Here is a 17,423-nt window from a genome sequence, read left to right on the forward strand (position 1 = left end):
ATACAAATTTTATAACGAATTTTTTCCAGTGATCATGATCTATTTTAATTTCAGAACATGGAAGCATCGCCAGTCTATACTTAAGAGTCAATCGGAATAGACTTGTCTATTGATTAAAAACGTTCATATGTAGAATCCTCTTCCTTTTCACTCCATGTTTTATCTAGTACTTGACGGTCGTTGCCATTCAAGTGGTGTGAAATGGAAATGTTTCGACGTTGACATTCCTTGAGTAAAAGATGAATAAAGTCTGGATCAAGGTTAAGCTTGATTGCATTTTTACACGCCTCAATTAAAATGTTGTCCGACAATGTTTTCATGAAATCCCCCATTTTTTTAAGAGTATAGCCTCTCATTTATCAATCAAGCTGGCAGAGACGTAGAAACGCAGAAAAGACGCTAAGTCTATGCCGGGCTTAATCCTGATTCTCCGTTTAACAAAAATGATGCTGAGCAGCGGTTATGGTGCTAGTAGTGATGATGCCTATACATCGGTCTAAGTCACTCATAACAAAAATCTTGCATATGTGCTGCAAGTCTTGTGAATTGGTTTGGTGAACGAATTTAATCGGCAATTACATACATCGACCCATTCATTTTTCTATCGAATGTCCCGAATACAGCGTTTTTCCATTCGTATATTGATTGGAGGGCGATTTCTTTATCAGCTTATTCTTGTTCTTTCACTTAAAATCCTATTAGTCCTATGACAAAATTTCTGCACTTGCGAAGGGTAGTTGGGAAAAAATAGATAACATGAAGGAAAAAAATCCTACTCTCTTCAAGCCGTTAAAGCGGTTAATTGCCAAACCAAGAACCACTGATATGTAGCCTAAAATCATTTCAGTTGTAGTAGATTTATAGTTTTTATGAACAAACGAAGATAGATGAATAATGACAAAAAAATAGGCATAAAAAATCAGTTAATAATACCTGGTAATTGGTATAAATATCCAAATAATCCATGCGAACGTAATTAAAAGAGGCTATAGTTGTTTGATTGTTCAGAACTCTTGACTTGCTTCTATAACCGAATTAAATTAAAAAATAGATTGATATATTTATAGATGTCACCTTTTTTTACCCATTTTATCTAAATAAAACAATTGCTTTATTTTCAAATTATTAATAGTTGCAATTAGGATAAAAAAATTGGAGGGCCATATATGCGAAAACTGGGTTCCTTATTTCTTCTGGCAGGCCTCATTTTTCTAGGGTGGTTCGCTTTCGAGTTATACAGCCAACACAAAGCTGAACAACAGTCATTGACGGAAGCACAGGCGCGGATTGGCGAAAAAGCGTCGTCAGAAGGTTTTTCCGCTAAACAAGGCGAGGCGTTTGCGACATTGGAGATTCCAAAGCTTGAAAGAACGCTTCCCATCGTTGAAGGGGCTGATCCTGATTCATTGGATGCTGGCGTTGGCCACTTGCCTGAGACCGCTTTACCTGGGCAGGATGAACAAATTGTTTTGTCGGGACATCGCGATACCGTTTTCCGCAATTTCGATCAATTAGAAATAGGAGACGCACTCATTGTTGAAATGCCTTATGGAACGTTTACCTATGAAATCGCTTATACCGAAATCGTGCCAGAAGACGATACGTCGGTGATCCGCAAAATGGGAGAAGAAGTCCTAGTGGTCAGCACCTGCTACCCATTCCACTTTATTGGCAACGCTCCAGAACGGTTTGTCATTTATGCATATCCACTGGAGGATGAAGCCTGATCAAACATCGTACCAGCAAACACATCCTTTTAAGGGGGTGATGGCCATGGTGACCAAATAAATTTTCAGAAAAAGAAGGTGTTAGAAGACTAAAAAAAGAAGGTGCGAATACGTTGCAATCGAAAAAACTATTGACCAGGAGAAGACTTCTGGAATTAAGAAAACTCGTCATTGTTACGATGGTTTTCTTGCTTTCGCTTAGCAACTTCCTTCCTTACTCGGCGCAATATGCGCAAGCGAATGAAACGCCTTCCCTTTCTGATCTTGAACTCAAACAAGATGTCGATGGGGAAGAGCGCAAGGAAGTTGAAAAAGGCGCCACCTTTACGTTCAATGTCGATGCGTTGATCCCAGAAAGCGGATCGAATGAGGGAACGTTAACGATTCTTAATCAAGTCAATAAACAACTAGCGATTGAGAATGTGGAAGTCGTTGTGAATGAAGAAGAAAGCGATTTGGAGGCAACTGTAGAAGAACAAGATGTCAGTCTTGAGCTTACGCCAGAACAACTGGACACAGTCGCTGGCCAACATGTCACTCTGAAGATTACCGCTGCTTTTCAAGATGAAGTAGAAGCAGGCACAGAAATCGAACATGTGGCAGAAGCATTCATCAACGGCGAATTAGCCGAGAAAGCAGAACCCGTAACAGTCGCGCTTTTAGCTGATGCTGAAGCCCCTGCGGAAGAAGAGACTACTGAAGAAGAAGCCCAGCAAGAAGAGGAAAACGTTGGTGAAGAGTCTTCGGAAGAGGAACAAGTTTCAGAAGAAGGGCAATCTACAGAAGATACTGAAAGTGAAGAAGTCCAAGTTAGTAACGTTTTAGACATTAATGATACAGATTCTTATGGAATAGCTTGGGAAAGGCCAAACGCTTATATTTATCAATATAGTGGAACCAACCCTAGCTCAACTCCTGTGGCTAGAGTACCGATCACCGGAGTCCCTAGTGGCGGTCACATTTCTAACGGATTAGCTGTCGCAATGGATGAGGATGTCTTTTATGCATATGGCTTGTCTGCTAATGATGAGTATATGCTTTATAAAATTACTCCTGATGGTGTTGCTGAAGCTGTGACGAGCTTACCGCCACTACTTGACAATGGCGTTATCTCGCAAGACGGCACGACGTATTATTATATGGGCACAAATGAAGATGGAACGTACTATATTGGTTCATATGATTTAAATACCGGAGAGCATTCTTCTGTTGAAATGAAGGGTGTCGATTCTGATCGTGCAGCAGATTTGGTTATTGATAGCAATGGATACGCATGGTTTACTTCACTTCATGCTGATATGATTTATCAAGTCGATCCAACTACAGGGGAAGTTTTACGAAGTGTCCCTGTTACCAGTTCAGATGGGGTGAATGTTTCTGATTATGTAGGAGTACGAGGTTTCAGCTTCTTACCTAACGGTGACATGCTGATATCAAGTGGTTCGAATTCAACTGGACCAAGCTATTTTGTACTCAGCGCTTCTACACTTCAAACAACATACATCGGCTCTGATACAGGCGCATTAGTTTATGATTTAGCTTCACGCGTCTATCCTGTTTTCGACCCCCTTCCACCTGAGTTGGAAGCTAGGAAATCAGTGGAAGTGTTGGAAAAAGGGGAAGGAAACACAGATGAAGAGCATGCAGAAGTAGGAGATACACTACGCTATACGATTCAAGCTCGTAATACGGTATCCGATAGCTTAGTACAAAGCATGGTCATCTCCGACACGATTCCAGAAGGCTTGGAATATGTGGCAGGCACATTGCAAGTTGATGGAGAAGCGGTCACCGATGATGAAGATGACGACGAAGGCCATTATGTGGATGGCGGAGTAGTTGGCAACTTCGGCGATGTCGCCGACACAGACTGGCATACAGTAGAATTTAATGTCATCGTATTGCCAGGCCAAGCAGGCAGAGACATTGAAAATACCGCTTTAGCCGACGGTAACAATGTCGACGATCCGCAGGAACCGAGCGAGCTCGTTGAGGTTTATCCACGTGAAGGTCCCGTTGTTGAAGCCGAAAAAACGGTCTCACCAGAGGGAGAAGTGTTTGCAGGCAATATCCTCACATACGACGTGACGATTAAAAATGTTGGTGAGCATATTGCAGCCGATGCCGTTTTTGAAGATGCGATTCCAGCAGGTACGGAATACGTTCCTGGCTCTTTGAAAATTGTCGCTGGGCCAAACACAGGCGATTTAACCGACGAAGAAGATGACGATGCTGGCCATTTTGATGGTGACAGAGTCATTGTTGAACTCGGCAATTTGGAAACGACAACGGACTTGCCAGATGGTGTTACCGTGCAATTCCAGGTGAAAACATTGGAAAGTCACGTAGGTGAAACGGTTGTGAACCAAGCTGACATCCAGTATCGCAACTTGCAAACGGATGAAGAGCAGTCGGCTCAATCGAATGAAGTCACAAATGAAATTGTGGAAACACCAGACATTGATGCATGTGCACAGCCAGTGGCATTAGTGAATGGTGAGTTTGATTTGCCGGAGGGACCTGGTACCTATGATAACGCGATAGCAGGAGGCGGTTATTACTATGCAGACACGGTTCCAGGGTGGGAAACGACTGATGTCGCCCGTACACCAAGAGGGATTATTCAAATCATGGACCCTGCCCGGCCGAGCACGATACCTTCAAATGCTGAGAATCTAGACAATCTAACGAGTAGATTTGCAGAATTAAATGCTGATACACATAGTATGTTGTATCAAGAATTGCCGACCGTACCAGGGCAGACGATTTATTGGCGCTTAGATCACAGATCATATACTGGTGTGGATACGATGAGTGTGAATATTGGACCGGTTACGCCCGATCCATTCAACACCACGCCAGAAATAGAGCGAATTTCAACTGGGAGTGTATGGGAAACGTATTCAGGGAGTTATACGGTTCCAGCAGGCCAAACAGTGACACGTTTTGGATTTAAAGCCATTAGTACATCGACTGGCGCTTTGGCTTTCGGTAATTACCTTGATAATGTTTTCCTAGGTACAGAACCATGTGTCGTTGCTGAAAAATCCGTTTCTCCAGAAGGAGAGGTATTTGAAGGCGATCAGCTCACCTATGAAGTTACAGTAAAAAACAATGGTGGAGACATTGCGGCGGATACGGTGATTGAAGACGCCATTCCTGAAGGTACCGAGTATGTTCCAGGATCAATGAAAATTTTGAACGGTCCTAAAGAAGGGAATTTGACCGATGAGGACGATGACGATGGTGGTCATTTTGATGGCGACAAAGTCATTATCAACATTGGCGACTTGCCAAATACAACGAACCTTGAAGATGGCATTACCGTCCAGTTCAAAGTTAAAACGTTGTCCAGCCACGTCGGCGAGACGGTTGTAAACAAAGCTACCGTAGGCTACAAAAATTTGTTGACCGATGAAGACAAAACGACTGAGACGAATGAAGTGTCGAATCCTATCATTGAAAGGGAAGAAATTGACGCTTGTGCCGCACCAGTTGCCTTGATCAACGGTAGTTTTGAACAAGGGCCTACTGAGGGCTCGTATACTGCTCCGTATTTCTTCTTAGAGGAAGAGGTACCAGGCTGGCAGACAACGGATGATAGCCAAGGCGTCAAAATTATTGAAATTTGGAATTATGAACGGCAGTACCCACAAGGAGTAATAAACTTCCCTGCTCCACCTGATGGTGTCCGCTATGCCGAATTAAATGCGTTTGACAACGGGTTGTTGTATCAAGATGTAGCGACAACTCCTGGCCAAACGATCCAATGGCGTTTGTCACATATGGGACGCCACGGTGTTGATACGATGCAACTTCGCATCGGCCAAGCAACCGACGACCCTTATGATACGGAAATCATCGAACAAATGTCGGATGGAAACACTGCGTGGGGGACGTACACTGGAACGTATACCGTTCCAGCCGGACAAACCGTAACTCGTTTCGGGTTTGAAGCCGTTTCTACTGCAAGCGGCAGCTTAGGAGCAGGTAACTTCCTAGATGATATTTTCCTTGGAACGGAGCCATGTGTAGAAGCTGAAAAAACAGTTTCTCCTGAAGGAGAAGTGTCTGTTGGCGATGAGCTTACCTATGAAGTTACAGTGAAAAACACGGGTGGGGACATTGCGGCTAACGCTGTCTTTGAAGATGCGATTCCAGAAGGAACCGAATATGTACCAGGTTCAATTAAAATCCTTACTGGACCAAATGCTGGTGATTTAACCGATGCAGACGGTGACGATGCTGGCCATTTTGATGGTGATAAGGTCATCATCCAACTTGGCGACCTGCCGAATACAACCGATTTGCCAGGAGGCATTACTGTCCAATTCAAAGTCAAGACGCTCGCAAGTCATGCCAATGACGTTGTTGTCAACCAAGCGAACGTTAAATACAAAGACTTACTCGCAGATGAGGAAAAAACAACCGATACCAATGAAGTGGAAACACCGGTTGTGTATCAAAAACCAGTAATCGAATCAGAGAAAAATGCAACACTTCTTGAAAAAGCAGATGGCAACACCGATGCTGACAACCCAGAAGTCGGCGATACGCTTCTGTACACGATTCAAGCCCGTAATACACTTGAAGGAAGCATTGTTGAAAACTTTGTCATTTTCGACGTGATTCCAGAAGGATTGGAGTATGTGCCAGGAACGCTGAAAGTGAACGGAGAAGCGGTTACCGATGAAGAAGATGACGACGAAGGCCATTACGTTGGTGGCGAAGCGTTTGGTTCCTTCCGTGACGTAACGAACACCGAGTGGCAAACGCTTGAATTCCAAGTCATCGTTGGCGAAGGTCAAGCTGGCAAGGACATCGAAAACGTCGCGGTCGTTGATGGCGATAATCTCGATGAGCCAGATGAGCCACGTGAAGAAGTCAAAATCTACCCACGTGAGCCAAAGCTAGAGTCAAGAAAATCTGCACAAAATGCGGATGAAAACAAAGAGCGCTATGAAGTCGGCGATACAGTTGTATACACGATTGAATCCCGCAACACGGTCTCTGATAGCTTGCTTGAAAACCTTACCATCACAGATGTCCTTCCAGAAGGGCTAACGTTTGTGGAAGGCAGTTTGGAAGTCAGCCATGGTGGCACAGGAAGCTTTGAAGACGGTACCGTAACAGCAGACTTCGGTGAAGTCGCAGACACCGAATGGCGCACAGTTACGTTTGAAGCAACGATTGACACAGGCTATTCAGGCGAGACGATTAAAAACGTTGCCGTCGTCGAAGTGCCAAATATTGACGAGCCAGACGAGCCAGAAACAGAAATTGATGTCGATCCAAAAGAGCCAGTGTTAGAGTCTGAGAAAGCTGCAAGCCTAATTGAAAAGGCAGAAGGCAATACCGATGAGGACAACCCAGAAGTGGGCGACACACTTCGGTATACGATTCAAACACGTAACACGATCGAAGATAGCTTGATCGAAAACCTCACCATCTCTGACGTGATTCCAGAAGGCTTGGAATACGTACCGGGCACGCTGAAAGTCAATGGCGAAGCGGTCACTGATGAGGAAGATGACGATCAAGGTCACTATGTCGATGGCACAGTGGTAGGCCAGTTCGGCAATGTCGAAGATACAGAATGGCATACCCTTGAATTTGATGTGGTCGTATTGCCAGGTCAAGCAGGGGAAGACATTGAGAATACAGCCGTTGTCGATGGCGACAATTTGGACGAGCCAGATCGTCCGCAAGAAGAAGTCAAAATCTACCCACGTGAGCCAAAGCTTGAGTCAAGAAAATCAGCCACAAACGCAGACGAAAGCAAAGACGGCTATGAAGTCGGCGACACGGTTGTGTACACGATTGAAGCACGGAACACAGTCTCTGATAGCTTGTTTGAAAACCTCATCATCACGGACCAACTTCCAGAAGGGCTAACGTTTGTCGAAGGCAGCTTGGAAGTCAGCCATGGTGGCACAGGCAGTTTTGAAAACGGCACGGTAACGGCTGAGTTCGGCGAAGTCACAGACACCGAATGGCGCACGGTTACGTTTGAAGCAACGATCGACTCTGGTTATGTAGGCGAGACGATCGAAAACGTCGCACTCGTTGAAGTACCGAACATTGACGAGCCAGATGAGCCAGGAACGGAAATTGATGTCGATCCGAAAGAGCCAAAGCTTGAATCAGAAAAATCGGCAGCACTGCTTGAAAAAGCAGACGGCAATACCGATGAGGACAACCCAGAAGTGGGCGACACACTTCGGTATACGATTCAAACACGCAATACAATCGAAGATAGCTTGATCGAAAACCTCACCATCTCTGACGTCATTCCAGAAGGACTGGAGTATGTGCCAGGAACGCTGAAAGTGAACGGAGAAGCCGTAACAGATGAGGAAGATGACGATCAAGGCCACTATGTCGATGGCACAGTGGTAGGCCACTTCGGCAATGTCGAAGATACAGAATGGCACACACTCGTATTTGACGTGGTTGTGTTGCCAGGTCAAGCAGGGAAAGATATTGAGAATACAGCCGTTGTCGATGGCGACAATATCGACGACCCAGATGAGCCACGTGAAGATGTCGAAATCTATCCACGTGAGCCAAAGCTAGAATCAAGAAAATCAGCCACAAACGCAGATGAAAGCAAAGACGGCTATGAAGTCGGCGATACGGTTGTGTATACGATCGAAGCGCGCAATACTGTTGAAGACAGCTTGCTCGAAAACCTCACCATCACGGACGTTCTTCCAGAAGGGCTAACGTTTGTGGAAGGCAGCTTGGAAGTCAGCCATGGCGGTACAGGCAACTATGAAGACGGCAAGGTAACCGCTGAGTTCGGTGAAGTCAAAGACACCGAATGGCGTACGGTTACGTTTGAAGCAACGATCAACCCTGGTTATGTAGGCGAGACGATCGAAAACGTCGCACTCGTTGAAGTACCAAATATCGACGAGCCAGACGAGCCAGGAACCGATATTGATGTCGATCCGAAAGAGCCTAAGCTTGAGTCAAGAAAATCGGCTCAAAACGCAGATGAAAGCAAAGAGCGCTATGAAGTCGGCGACACGGTCGTGTATACGATCGAAGCGCGCAATACCGTTGAAGATAGCTTGCTCGAAAACCTCACCATTACGGACGTTCTTCCAGAAGGTCTGACGTTTGTCGAAGGCAGCTTGGAAGTAAGTCACGGTGGTACAGGAAGCTATGAAGACGGAACTGTAACAGCAGAGTTCGGCGAAGTCACAGACACCGAATGGCGCACAGTTACATTTGAAGCAACAATCGATTCTGGCTATGTGGGCGAGACGATCGAAAACGTCGCACTCGTTGAAGTACCGAACATCGACGAGCCAGACGAGCCAGGAACCGACATTGATGTCGATCCAAAAGAGCCAAAAACAGAATCGAGAAAATCAGCAACAAATGCTGATGAAAGCAAAGACGGCTATGAAGTCGGCGACACGGTTGTGTATACGATCCAATCACGCAACACGGTCGAAGACAGCTTGCTTGAAAACTTAAAAATCAGCGACGTCCTTCCAGAAGGGTTGACGTTTGTTGAAGGAAGTTTGGAAGTCAGTCATGGCGGCACAGGCAGCTATGAAGACGGCAAGGTCACGGCTGAATTTGGTGAAGTTAAAGACACTGACTGGCGTACGGTTACGTTTGAAGCAACGATCAACTCTGGTTATGTAGGCGAGACGATCGAAAACGTCGCACTCGTTGAAGTACCAAACATCGACGATCCAGACGAGCCAAGCACAGATGTCGATGTCGATCCGAAAAAGCCAAAAACGGAATCAGAAAAATCGGCAGCACTGCTTGAAAAAGCAGACGGCAATACCGATGAGGACAACCCAGAAGTGGGCGACACACTTCGGTATACGATTCAAACACGCAATACAATCGAAGACAGCTTGATCGCAAATCTCACTATCTCTGACGTCCTTCCAGAAGGACTGGAATATGTTCCAGGAACACTGAAAGTGAACGGAGAAGCCGTAACGGATGAGGAAGACGACGATCAAGGCCACTATGTCGACGGCAAAGTAGTGGGCCACTTCGGCAATGTTGAAGACACAGAATGGCATACACTCGTATTTGACGTGGTTGTGTTGCCAGGTCAAGCAGGGAAAGATATTGAGAATACAGCCGTTGTCGATGGCGACAATATCGACGACCCAGATGAGCCACGTGAAGATGTCGAAATCTACCCACGTGAGCCAAAGCTTGAGTCAAGAAAATCAGCAACAAACGCGGACGAAAGCAAAGACCGCTATGAAGTTGGCGACACGGTTGTGTACACGATTGAAGCGCGCAACACGGTTGAAGACAGCTTGCTCGAAAACCTCACCATTACGGACGTTCTTCCAGAAGGGGTAACGTTTGTGGAAGGCAGCTTGGAAGTAAGCCATAGCGGTACAGGAAACTTTGAAGACGGAACGGTAACGGCTGAGTTCGGCGAAGTCAAAGACACCGAATGGCGCACAGTTACGTTTGAAGCAACAATTGATGCTGGCTATGTAGGCGAGACGATCAAAAACGTCGCAGTCGTTGAAGTGCCAAATATCGACGAGCCAGATGAGCCAAGCACAGATGTTGATGTCGATCCGAAACAACCGAAGCTCGAGTCGAAAAAATCAGCGAAAAACGCGGACGAAAGCAAAGACGGCTATGAAGTCGGCGACACGGTTGTGTACACGATTGAAGCGCGCAACACGGTCGAAGATAGCTTAGTCGAAGACTTGCGCATCACTGACCAGCTTCCAGAAGGCTTAGCATTTGTTGAAGGCAGCCTGAAAGTAAGCGAAGGTGGCGAAGGTTCCTATGAAGACGGCACCGTTACAGCCGAATTCGGCAATGTCGAAGACACCGAATGGCGCACGGTCACGTTTGAAGCAACAATTGAACCAGGTTTTGCGAACAAAACAGTCAAGAACGTTGCAACCGTAGGCGGCGGTAACATCGAGGATCCAGACAAGCCAGAACACGAAGTAGACGTTGATCCGAAAGAGCCGAAGCTTGAATCGAAAAAGTCAGCGAAAAATGCAGATGAGAGCAAAGACGGTTACGAAGTCGGCGACACGGTCGTATATACGATCGAAGCGCGCAACACGGTTGAAGATAGTGCCGTAGAAGACTTAACGATCATCGACCAACTTCCAGAAGGCTTAGCATTCGTTGAAGGCAGTCTAAAAGTAAGTGAAGGCGGTACAGCCACTTTCGAAGACGGTACAGTTACAGCTGAATTTGGCACTATTACTGACACGGAATGGCGTACGGTCACATTTGAAGCAACCATTGAGTCTGGAACATCGATTAAAAACGTTGCAACAGTAAATGGCAGCAACATTGACGATCCAGACAAACCTGAAGCAGAAATCGAAATTACCGAACCACCAGCACCACCAACACCTGGCGATGGAGACAAAGAAGATCCAGTCGATCCGACTCCTGGCGATAAGCCAGAAGAGCCAAAACCAGGTAATGGCGGCACGAACAAACCTCAAGAGCCGACACCAGGAGACAAGTCGCCGTCAGATGGAAGCAAGTTGCCGAAAACAGCGACAAGCACGTACAATTTGCTTCTCATTGGTGCAAGCCTACTCGTTCTTGGAGCCATTCTCTGGTTCCTTAGAAGGAAAAAGGCAGCATAAGCAACACGAAAAGGTGAAGGGCGGATGCCCTTCACCTTTTTCTATGTTAAAAACAGGTGTACGCTTCGTATTAGCATATAATAAACTTTCTTAAAAGAGACAGCCGCTTTTCCAACAAGTTGAGTAGGGCAGGTGCCCGTGGTAAACTTTTGCAAGAGGGGGTTTTACCAGTGAAGCAAATCCTGCTCGTTGAGGACGATCCAGAAATTAGCGATTTAGTAAAAGCGCATTTAGAGAATGAAGGATATCGGGTATTGACAGCAGCCGATGGAGAAGAGGCGGCCCGATTGTTTGCAAATGGCGACGTGGATTTAGTATTGCTCGATTTAATGTTGCCGAAAATGAACGGAATGACGCTTTTAAAGCAAATCCGTGTACATAGTTCTGTGCCAATATTGATTCTTTCCGCGAAAGGAAGCGATTTAGATAAAGCGCTTGGGCTAGGGTTTGGGGCAGACGATTACATCGCCAAACCGTTTTCGCTCATTGAATTGACAGCTCGGGTACAGGCAGCGATCAGGCGTGCTACCGACTACACTGTAGCGGAAGCTAAGGAAGAACGAGTCCTTCAGCGCGGAAGCATCCGCTTGGATGTAGATGCGTTTATGGCTTATAAAAACGGGCAAGCGGTGAAGCTGACGGCAAAAGAGTTTCAGTTGCTGCACGTTTTTATGGAAAACCCAAAGCGCGTGTTTACAAAAGAACAGCTTTATCAACAAATTTGGAATGAACCGTATCTTGGTGAAGAGAACGTCATCAATGTCCATATTAGGCGTTTGCGGGAAAAAATTGAAACCAATCCGTCCAAACCTGAGATTATCGAAACGGTTTGGGGAATCGGTTATAAACTAGGAGCACCACAATGAGTGTGGCAACGGTCGTCTTCGCCCTAGCGTTTGTGTTTATGATAGGCTGGCATTTTTATCGGCAAAGAAAATCGAAAGAAAGTTTGCTTGCTATCGAAGAAAAGCTTAAAGCGCTCGTTGACCAGGAAACAAGCGGCAAATTGCTTGTGGCGACAGATGAAAAGGAACTCCAACTTGTACTTGCGCAAATCAACCGCTTGCTCACTTTGAATCAACAACAAGTGGCTCATTACCATAAAGCCAAACTGGAACAACGTAAAATGTTGGCCAATATTTCACATGATTTAAAAACACCATTGACGGTGATGATTGCTTACATTGAAAAGCTGGAACTAGACCGAGAAATGCCTGAACAAGAACGAATGCGAATCATTGGCCGCCTTCATGAGAAAACAGAACAGGTGATTTCGCAAATGAATAAGTTCTTTGCTTTAGCAAAGCTAGAAGCAGGCGATGAGCTGTTGCCATTAAGGCGAATGGAGTTAAATGAAGTCTGCCGCCAAAGCGTGCTTGACCATTATGAGTGGTTGGCTTCAACAGGAATGGACGTACAAATTGACATACCAGAGAAGCCGATTTACATTCAAGGCAATGAAGAAGGGCTCGAACGGGTGTTGAGCAATTTGATCGCGAATGCGATTCGTTATGGGTATGAAGGCAATGTCTTTGGCCTGTCGGTAACGGAAGAAGAGGGACAAGCGGTCGTTGACGTTTGGGATAAAGGGAAAGGCATTCCCGAAACAGAACAAGAGCGGATATTTGAGCGCATGTATACGTTGGATGACGCTAGAAACCCAGCCTTCCACGGCAGCGGGCTTGGACTAAGCATCACGAAGCGCCTCGTCGTCGCCATGAAAGGGACAATAACAGCGATCAGTACTCCTTATCAGAAAACGATCTTTCGTTGCACGTTCAAAAAAATCAGGTAAGACCACTCCCTAAAAAAGCCGGTTAAGAAATTTGTAAGAAAGGATAAAGAAAAAAGACAAATCGATGTTCTATACTAATAAACGAATCAAGTGATCAGAAGGAGGAACATAGTGGAGGAGATTGTACGTTTACACGATGTGACAAAATTCATAGCCGGGCACGAAGTGGTCTCAAATGTAACGATGAGTGTCCGGAAAGGGGAAATTTATGGGCTACTCGGCCCCAATGGTTCAGGGAAAACCGTGATTATGAAAATGCTGACCAATCTAGTAAAACCGAGTTACGGGACAATTGACATGTTTGGAGAGCCAATAAAGGCTTCGTCTTATCAGTATTTAAGCCGTGTTGGCAGCATGATCGAATACCCTACTTTTTATGAAAAGAAAACAGCACGGCAAAACTTGCAATTGGTGTCTGAGTACATGGGCTATTATGAGCCAACAGCGATAAACGAAGTGCTGGAATGGGTCCAATTGGAGCAAGTCCAACACAAGCCTGTCCATACGTTTTCGCTCGGTATGAAACAACGGCTCGGCATTGCCCGGGCGATGTTGGTGAAGCCAGAGTTGTTGATTTTGGATGAGCCGATGAATGGGTTAGACCCTTCAGGCATTAAAACAGTGAGAGAGATGTTTCAAATGATGAGCCAAGAATACGGGACAACGTTGATTGTTTCAAGCCATTTGCTTAGCGAAGTCGAGCTATTTGCTGACCGTATCGGCGTTATCAAAAACGGAAAATGGCTTCAGGAAATCTCTATGAAAGCGCTCAAAGAGGAAAATACAGAATATATCGAAATTTTAACTGAAAATCAAAAACAAGCATGCTTTGTGTTGGAAGACGTGCTGCAGTTAAGCAATTTCAAAGCACTCCACAACAACACGATTCGCGTCTATGAGGCCGGTCATAGGCAAAACGAAATCACACAGGCGATGCTCGACCATCATGTTGAAATTGAAGCGATCAGCAAAAAATACAAATCGTTAGAAGAATATTTCCATCAAGTGCTTGACCAAGAAAAAGCACAGGAAGAAGAGTGAAAGCCATGTATCATTTACTAAAACTAGAATTAAAGAAAGCAAGCTTAGGTTGGTATTGGAAAGGAGCGATTGTCGCCAATTTTCTAATCGTGGTCACCGTTTATGCCCTTATGTTTATGGGCAAGTTTGAGGTCGAAGACATTCCTTTTTATACGCTGGAAGAAGGGTTTTTTATTAGTGGCTTGTTTGTCCGCGCCGTGTTTATTGTGTTTGCGGCTGTGCTGCTGGCAAAGCTGGTGATTGAGGAATATAAAAACAAGACGATCAATATTTTATTTGCATTGCCTGTGCAGCGGAAAAAACTGCTTTCGGCAAAACTGGCGCTTGTGTTTTTGCTTACGTTCGTGACAATTTTAGGCTCTGACATCGTTGTCAGCGCTGCATTGTGGCTCGGAAACTCAGTCCTGCAAGTCGTTGACCAAACCGTCACTTTCGCGATGCTAATTGAAAAGGTGAGCAGTACGGGCATGTATGCATTAGCTGCCGCAGGCACAAGCTTAATCCCTTTGTATTTTGGGATGCGCCAAAAATCAGTGCCAGCAACGATTGTATCCTCGATCATCATTGTCGCCCTAATTAGCTCTTACAACCCAGGCTTTTCAATTGCTACTATTATTTACATTCCGTTCACATTGGCAGTTGTAGGACTTTGCATTGCTGCGATCGCCGTTCATTCTGTTGAAAAAACAGATGTACTATGATGAACTTGTTAGCGAAGCGTGAGACAACGAAAAGCCCGATTTTACTCTCGTTTAAGAGAAAATCGGGCTTTATTTGATGATCCGAATCATAAAGCGTACTCATGTTTCCGCCCGGTACGTTTTTCCCAGTTGGTCGCCTACGCCAAAATAATGGCGGAAATTATAAATGAGCGGGCTCCATTTACTTGGGTCAATATGGTTTTCGCCAAGCACGATTTCTTTATGAGCATGTACATGTACTGCTTGTGTTTCGACAATCGCAAAATCGGGCGAATGCGCTGGAATGCGAATGTGTTTCACCGTTGCTTCAATTTGAAGCGGGCACTCTAAAATCCGTGTCGGTTTTACTCCTTCAGACGGAGCGGGCGTTAAGCCACTACTGCCATACTTGTCTTTTTTATACGTAAATCCAAGTTGTTTCTTGCCTTCTGGAACGGGCTGTTTCCCTGTTAGTGGAGCCAACCGTTCGACATTTTCCCATAAGGAAGGGCTTGGTATATTTAAGACACATTCAGGATGGCGTTCTATATTTTCAATTGCTTTTCCCCCAAGTCCAAGGCCCAACACGAGACAGTCTCCTAATGCCCATGAAGACGAGATCGGACTAATATTGACGGTTTCGTCCTCATTCAGTGTTGTTAATAAAACGACAGGCGTTCCGTAGTATAAAATGCTCGGATTAATTGTTTTTGTATGAATGCGTTGAGCTGCTTGTTCCATTCATTTGTTCCTCCTCTGTTGTCCTTCCTAGTCGATTGTAGAATATAAATACTTCCATTATAATCGAAATATCGATTACATGAGGGAGTGTTCAAATGAATGCCAATCCAAATGTCGCCATCGTTGCCTCGCTTGTAAGCGAACCTTCTCGTGCGGCGATATTAACCGCCTTATTAGACGGTCGTTTCCATCCCGCAAGTGAGTTGGCCTATATGGCAGGCATCAAGCCACAAACAGCGAGCTTCCATTTAGCAAAAATGGTCGAAGCCCATGTCATTGTTGTCGAAAAACAGGGGAGACACCGGTACTATGGGATTCAAGATCCAGAAATCGCAAAAATAATGGAGTCGCTTTTATCGATTGCGCCGCCACAAAAAATCAAGTCGTTCAATCAAGCCTCTCAAGACAAAGCAATCCGTTCGGCAAGAACGTGCTATGACCACCTCGCCGGCGCTTTAGGAGTGAAAGTAACCGATTCTTTGCTCAACATGAATGTCATTCGTGAAGACAAGGACGGCTTTGTCGTTACTGAATCAGGAGAGGAATTCTTTCAAGCTTTTCAAATTAACCTGGAAAACGCCAGGAAAAAACGCCGTTCCTTTTCACACAAATGTTTAGACTGGAGTGAAAGGCGCCACCATCTTGCTGGAGCATTGGGGAATGCATTGCTAGAAAGGTTCATCGAGTTAAATTGGGTACAACGTTTGCCGAAAACAAGAGCGATTCAAATTACAGACGAAGGAAAACAAGGCTTAAAAGAAACGTTTTCAATCGATATGTAGGGACGCGGCAGCGCTGTTTTCAACTGCCAAATCGGACAGAAGAAAAAACCAAGTCAGTGAATCACATGACTTGGCTTTTCTCTTACAAGCGACTTGCAGCCGTTTCAGCTGCAATCACTTTATTCACTAGACTCGATTTTTCGATACAATTTGAGCGTATCGGCGATTTGGGCCCGATCAGGATGGCTAATGTCTTTTAAGGGAGCCCCCATCACGATCGTTATATATTCGGTATCTTCGACCAAGCCAAGTGTGGCCCAGCATTGTCCTGCTTCGTAGGTGGTGCCTGATTTTCCACCAAGAATGTCAAACCTATCTTGCTCTTTTTTATGGAGGAATGTGAGAACAGTGGATTGTAGTAAAAGGCCATCAGGATGTTCGGCGGTTGGCGTTGTTTGAAACATCTTTGTTGTAAAAATAGTCTTGAAATCACTGTTGTTTAAGGCATAGTCTAAAAGCTTAGCGATATCAGAAGCGGTCGTATATTGCTTTTCATTATGAAGACCTTCTGGATTTGTGAAGTGCGTGCCATTCAATCCAAGTTCAGCAGCCTTGTCATTCATCATCTGCACAAAATTTTCCACATTTCCCCCTACATGAACCGCTAACGAGTTTGCTGCTTCTCCACCTGATGTTAACATCGTGCCATATAAAAGGTCACGGTACGTTACGTCCTCCCTGCCAAAAAAACCGGCCATGGAAGCATTGCTAGCAACCATTTCGTGGTACGTAGTTACATCGACAGGGGCAATGGCAGATAGATCCTCAATCTGTTCAAGGGCTACAATGGTGGTCATGATCTTTGTAAGCGATGCAGGATATACTTTAGCCTCGGCATTTTCTTCATAAACGACACGCCCTGTTTCTCGCTCCATCACATAAATGTATGGACTGACATATTCGTCCGTACGAAAGAAAGGAAAAGACTCTTTTACACCGCTGGTTCCTTTATCTGCGACTTTAAATAATGCCACGAGTATAATCATAATCATTATAATGACGGAAATCTTTACAAACGTTGGAGCCTTTCCCAT

At 45.1% G+C, this 17,423-nt stretch carries 10 protein-coding genes; 7 read left to right on the plus strand and 3 right to left on the minus strand.

The genetic code is table 11. The features are described from left to right. Positions 1 to 113: 113 nt before the first annotated feature. Entirely contained in the window at positions 114 to 320 is a 207-nt protein-coding gene (locus V5G21_RS15315) for a sporulation histidine kinase inhibitor Sda (protein ID WP_011246015.1), read from the minus strand. 846 nt (positions 321 to 1,166) lie between these two features. Between V5G21_RS15315 and V5G21_RS15320 the strand changes: the two genes are divergently transcribed. From V5G21_RS15320 to V5G21_RS15345, 6 genes are all read left to right on the plus strand, one after another. Beyond that, on the plus strand, positions 1,167 to 1,727 hold the full coding sequence (locus tag V5G21_RS15320; protein ID WP_011246016.1) for a class D sortase: 561 nt from the start codon (positions 1,167 to 1,169) through the stop codon (positions 1,725 to 1,727). Between the two features lie 113 nt (positions 1,728 to 1,840). Next, complete coding sequence (locus tag V5G21_RS15325) at positions 1,841 to 11,350, plus strand: isopeptide-forming domain-containing fimbrial protein (protein ID WP_338464911.1); 9,510 nt, start codon at positions 1,841 to 1,843, stop codon at positions 11,348 to 11,350. Between the two features lie 170 nt (positions 11,351 to 11,520). Further along, on the plus strand, positions 11,521 to 12,216 hold the full coding sequence (locus tag V5G21_RS15330) for a response regulator transcription factor (protein WP_095316653.1): 696 nt from the start codon (positions 11,521 to 11,523) through the stop codon (positions 12,214 to 12,216). Next, the gene (locus V5G21_RS15335; RefSeq protein ID WP_257007098.1) at positions 12,213 to 13,145 is read left to right on the plus strand and encodes a sensor histidine kinase; all 933 of its coding nucleotides are present in this window, start codon (positions 12,213 to 12,215) and stop codon (positions 13,143 to 13,145) included. The genes V5G21_RS15330 and V5G21_RS15335 overlap by 4 nt, the downstream gene beginning before the upstream one ends. A 111-nt stretch (positions 13,146 to 13,256) precedes the next feature. Next, positions 13,257 to 14,186, plus strand: coding sequence for an ABC transporter ATP-binding protein (locus V5G21_RS15340; RefSeq protein ID WP_095236982.1), 930 nt, complete (start codon positions 13,257 to 13,259; stop codon positions 14,184 to 14,186). Between the two features lie 5 nt (positions 14,187 to 14,191). Further along, positions 14,192 to 14,887 (plus strand): ABC transporter permease, encoded by a 696-nt coding sequence (locus V5G21_RS15345; protein WP_063608679.1) that lies wholly within the window; start codon positions 14,192 to 14,194, stop codon positions 14,885 to 14,887. Between the two features lie 99 nt (positions 14,888 to 14,986). Here V5G21_RS15345 and V5G21_RS15350 read toward each other — a convergent pair whose 3' ends face one another. Beyond that, complete coding sequence (locus V5G21_RS15350; protein ID WP_095236981.1) at positions 14,987 to 15,607, minus strand: flavin reductase family protein; 621 nt, start codon at positions 15,605 to 15,607, stop codon at positions 14,987 to 14,989. Between the two features lie 95 nt (positions 15,608 to 15,702). Between V5G21_RS15350 and V5G21_RS15355 the strand changes: the two genes are divergently transcribed. Beyond that, on the plus strand, positions 15,703 to 16,389 hold the full coding sequence (locus V5G21_RS15355; protein WP_035203803.1) for an ArsR/SmtB family transcription factor: 687 nt from the start codon (positions 15,703 to 15,705) through the stop codon (positions 16,387 to 16,389). Positions 16,390 to 16,508: 119 nt separating this feature from the next. On the opposite strand, the gene V5G21_RS15360 is transcribed toward V5G21_RS15355, so the two are convergent. After that, positions 16,509 to 17,423, minus strand: coding sequence for a D-alanyl-D-alanine carboxypeptidase family protein (locus V5G21_RS15360; RefSeq protein ID WP_011246027.1), 915 nt, complete (start codon positions 17,421 to 17,423; stop codon positions 16,509 to 16,511).

The organism is Shouchella rhizosphaerae, assembly GCF_036700015.1.
GTDB lineage: Bacteria > Bacillota > Bacilli > Bacillales > Bacillaceae_D > Shouchella > Shouchella rhizosphaerae.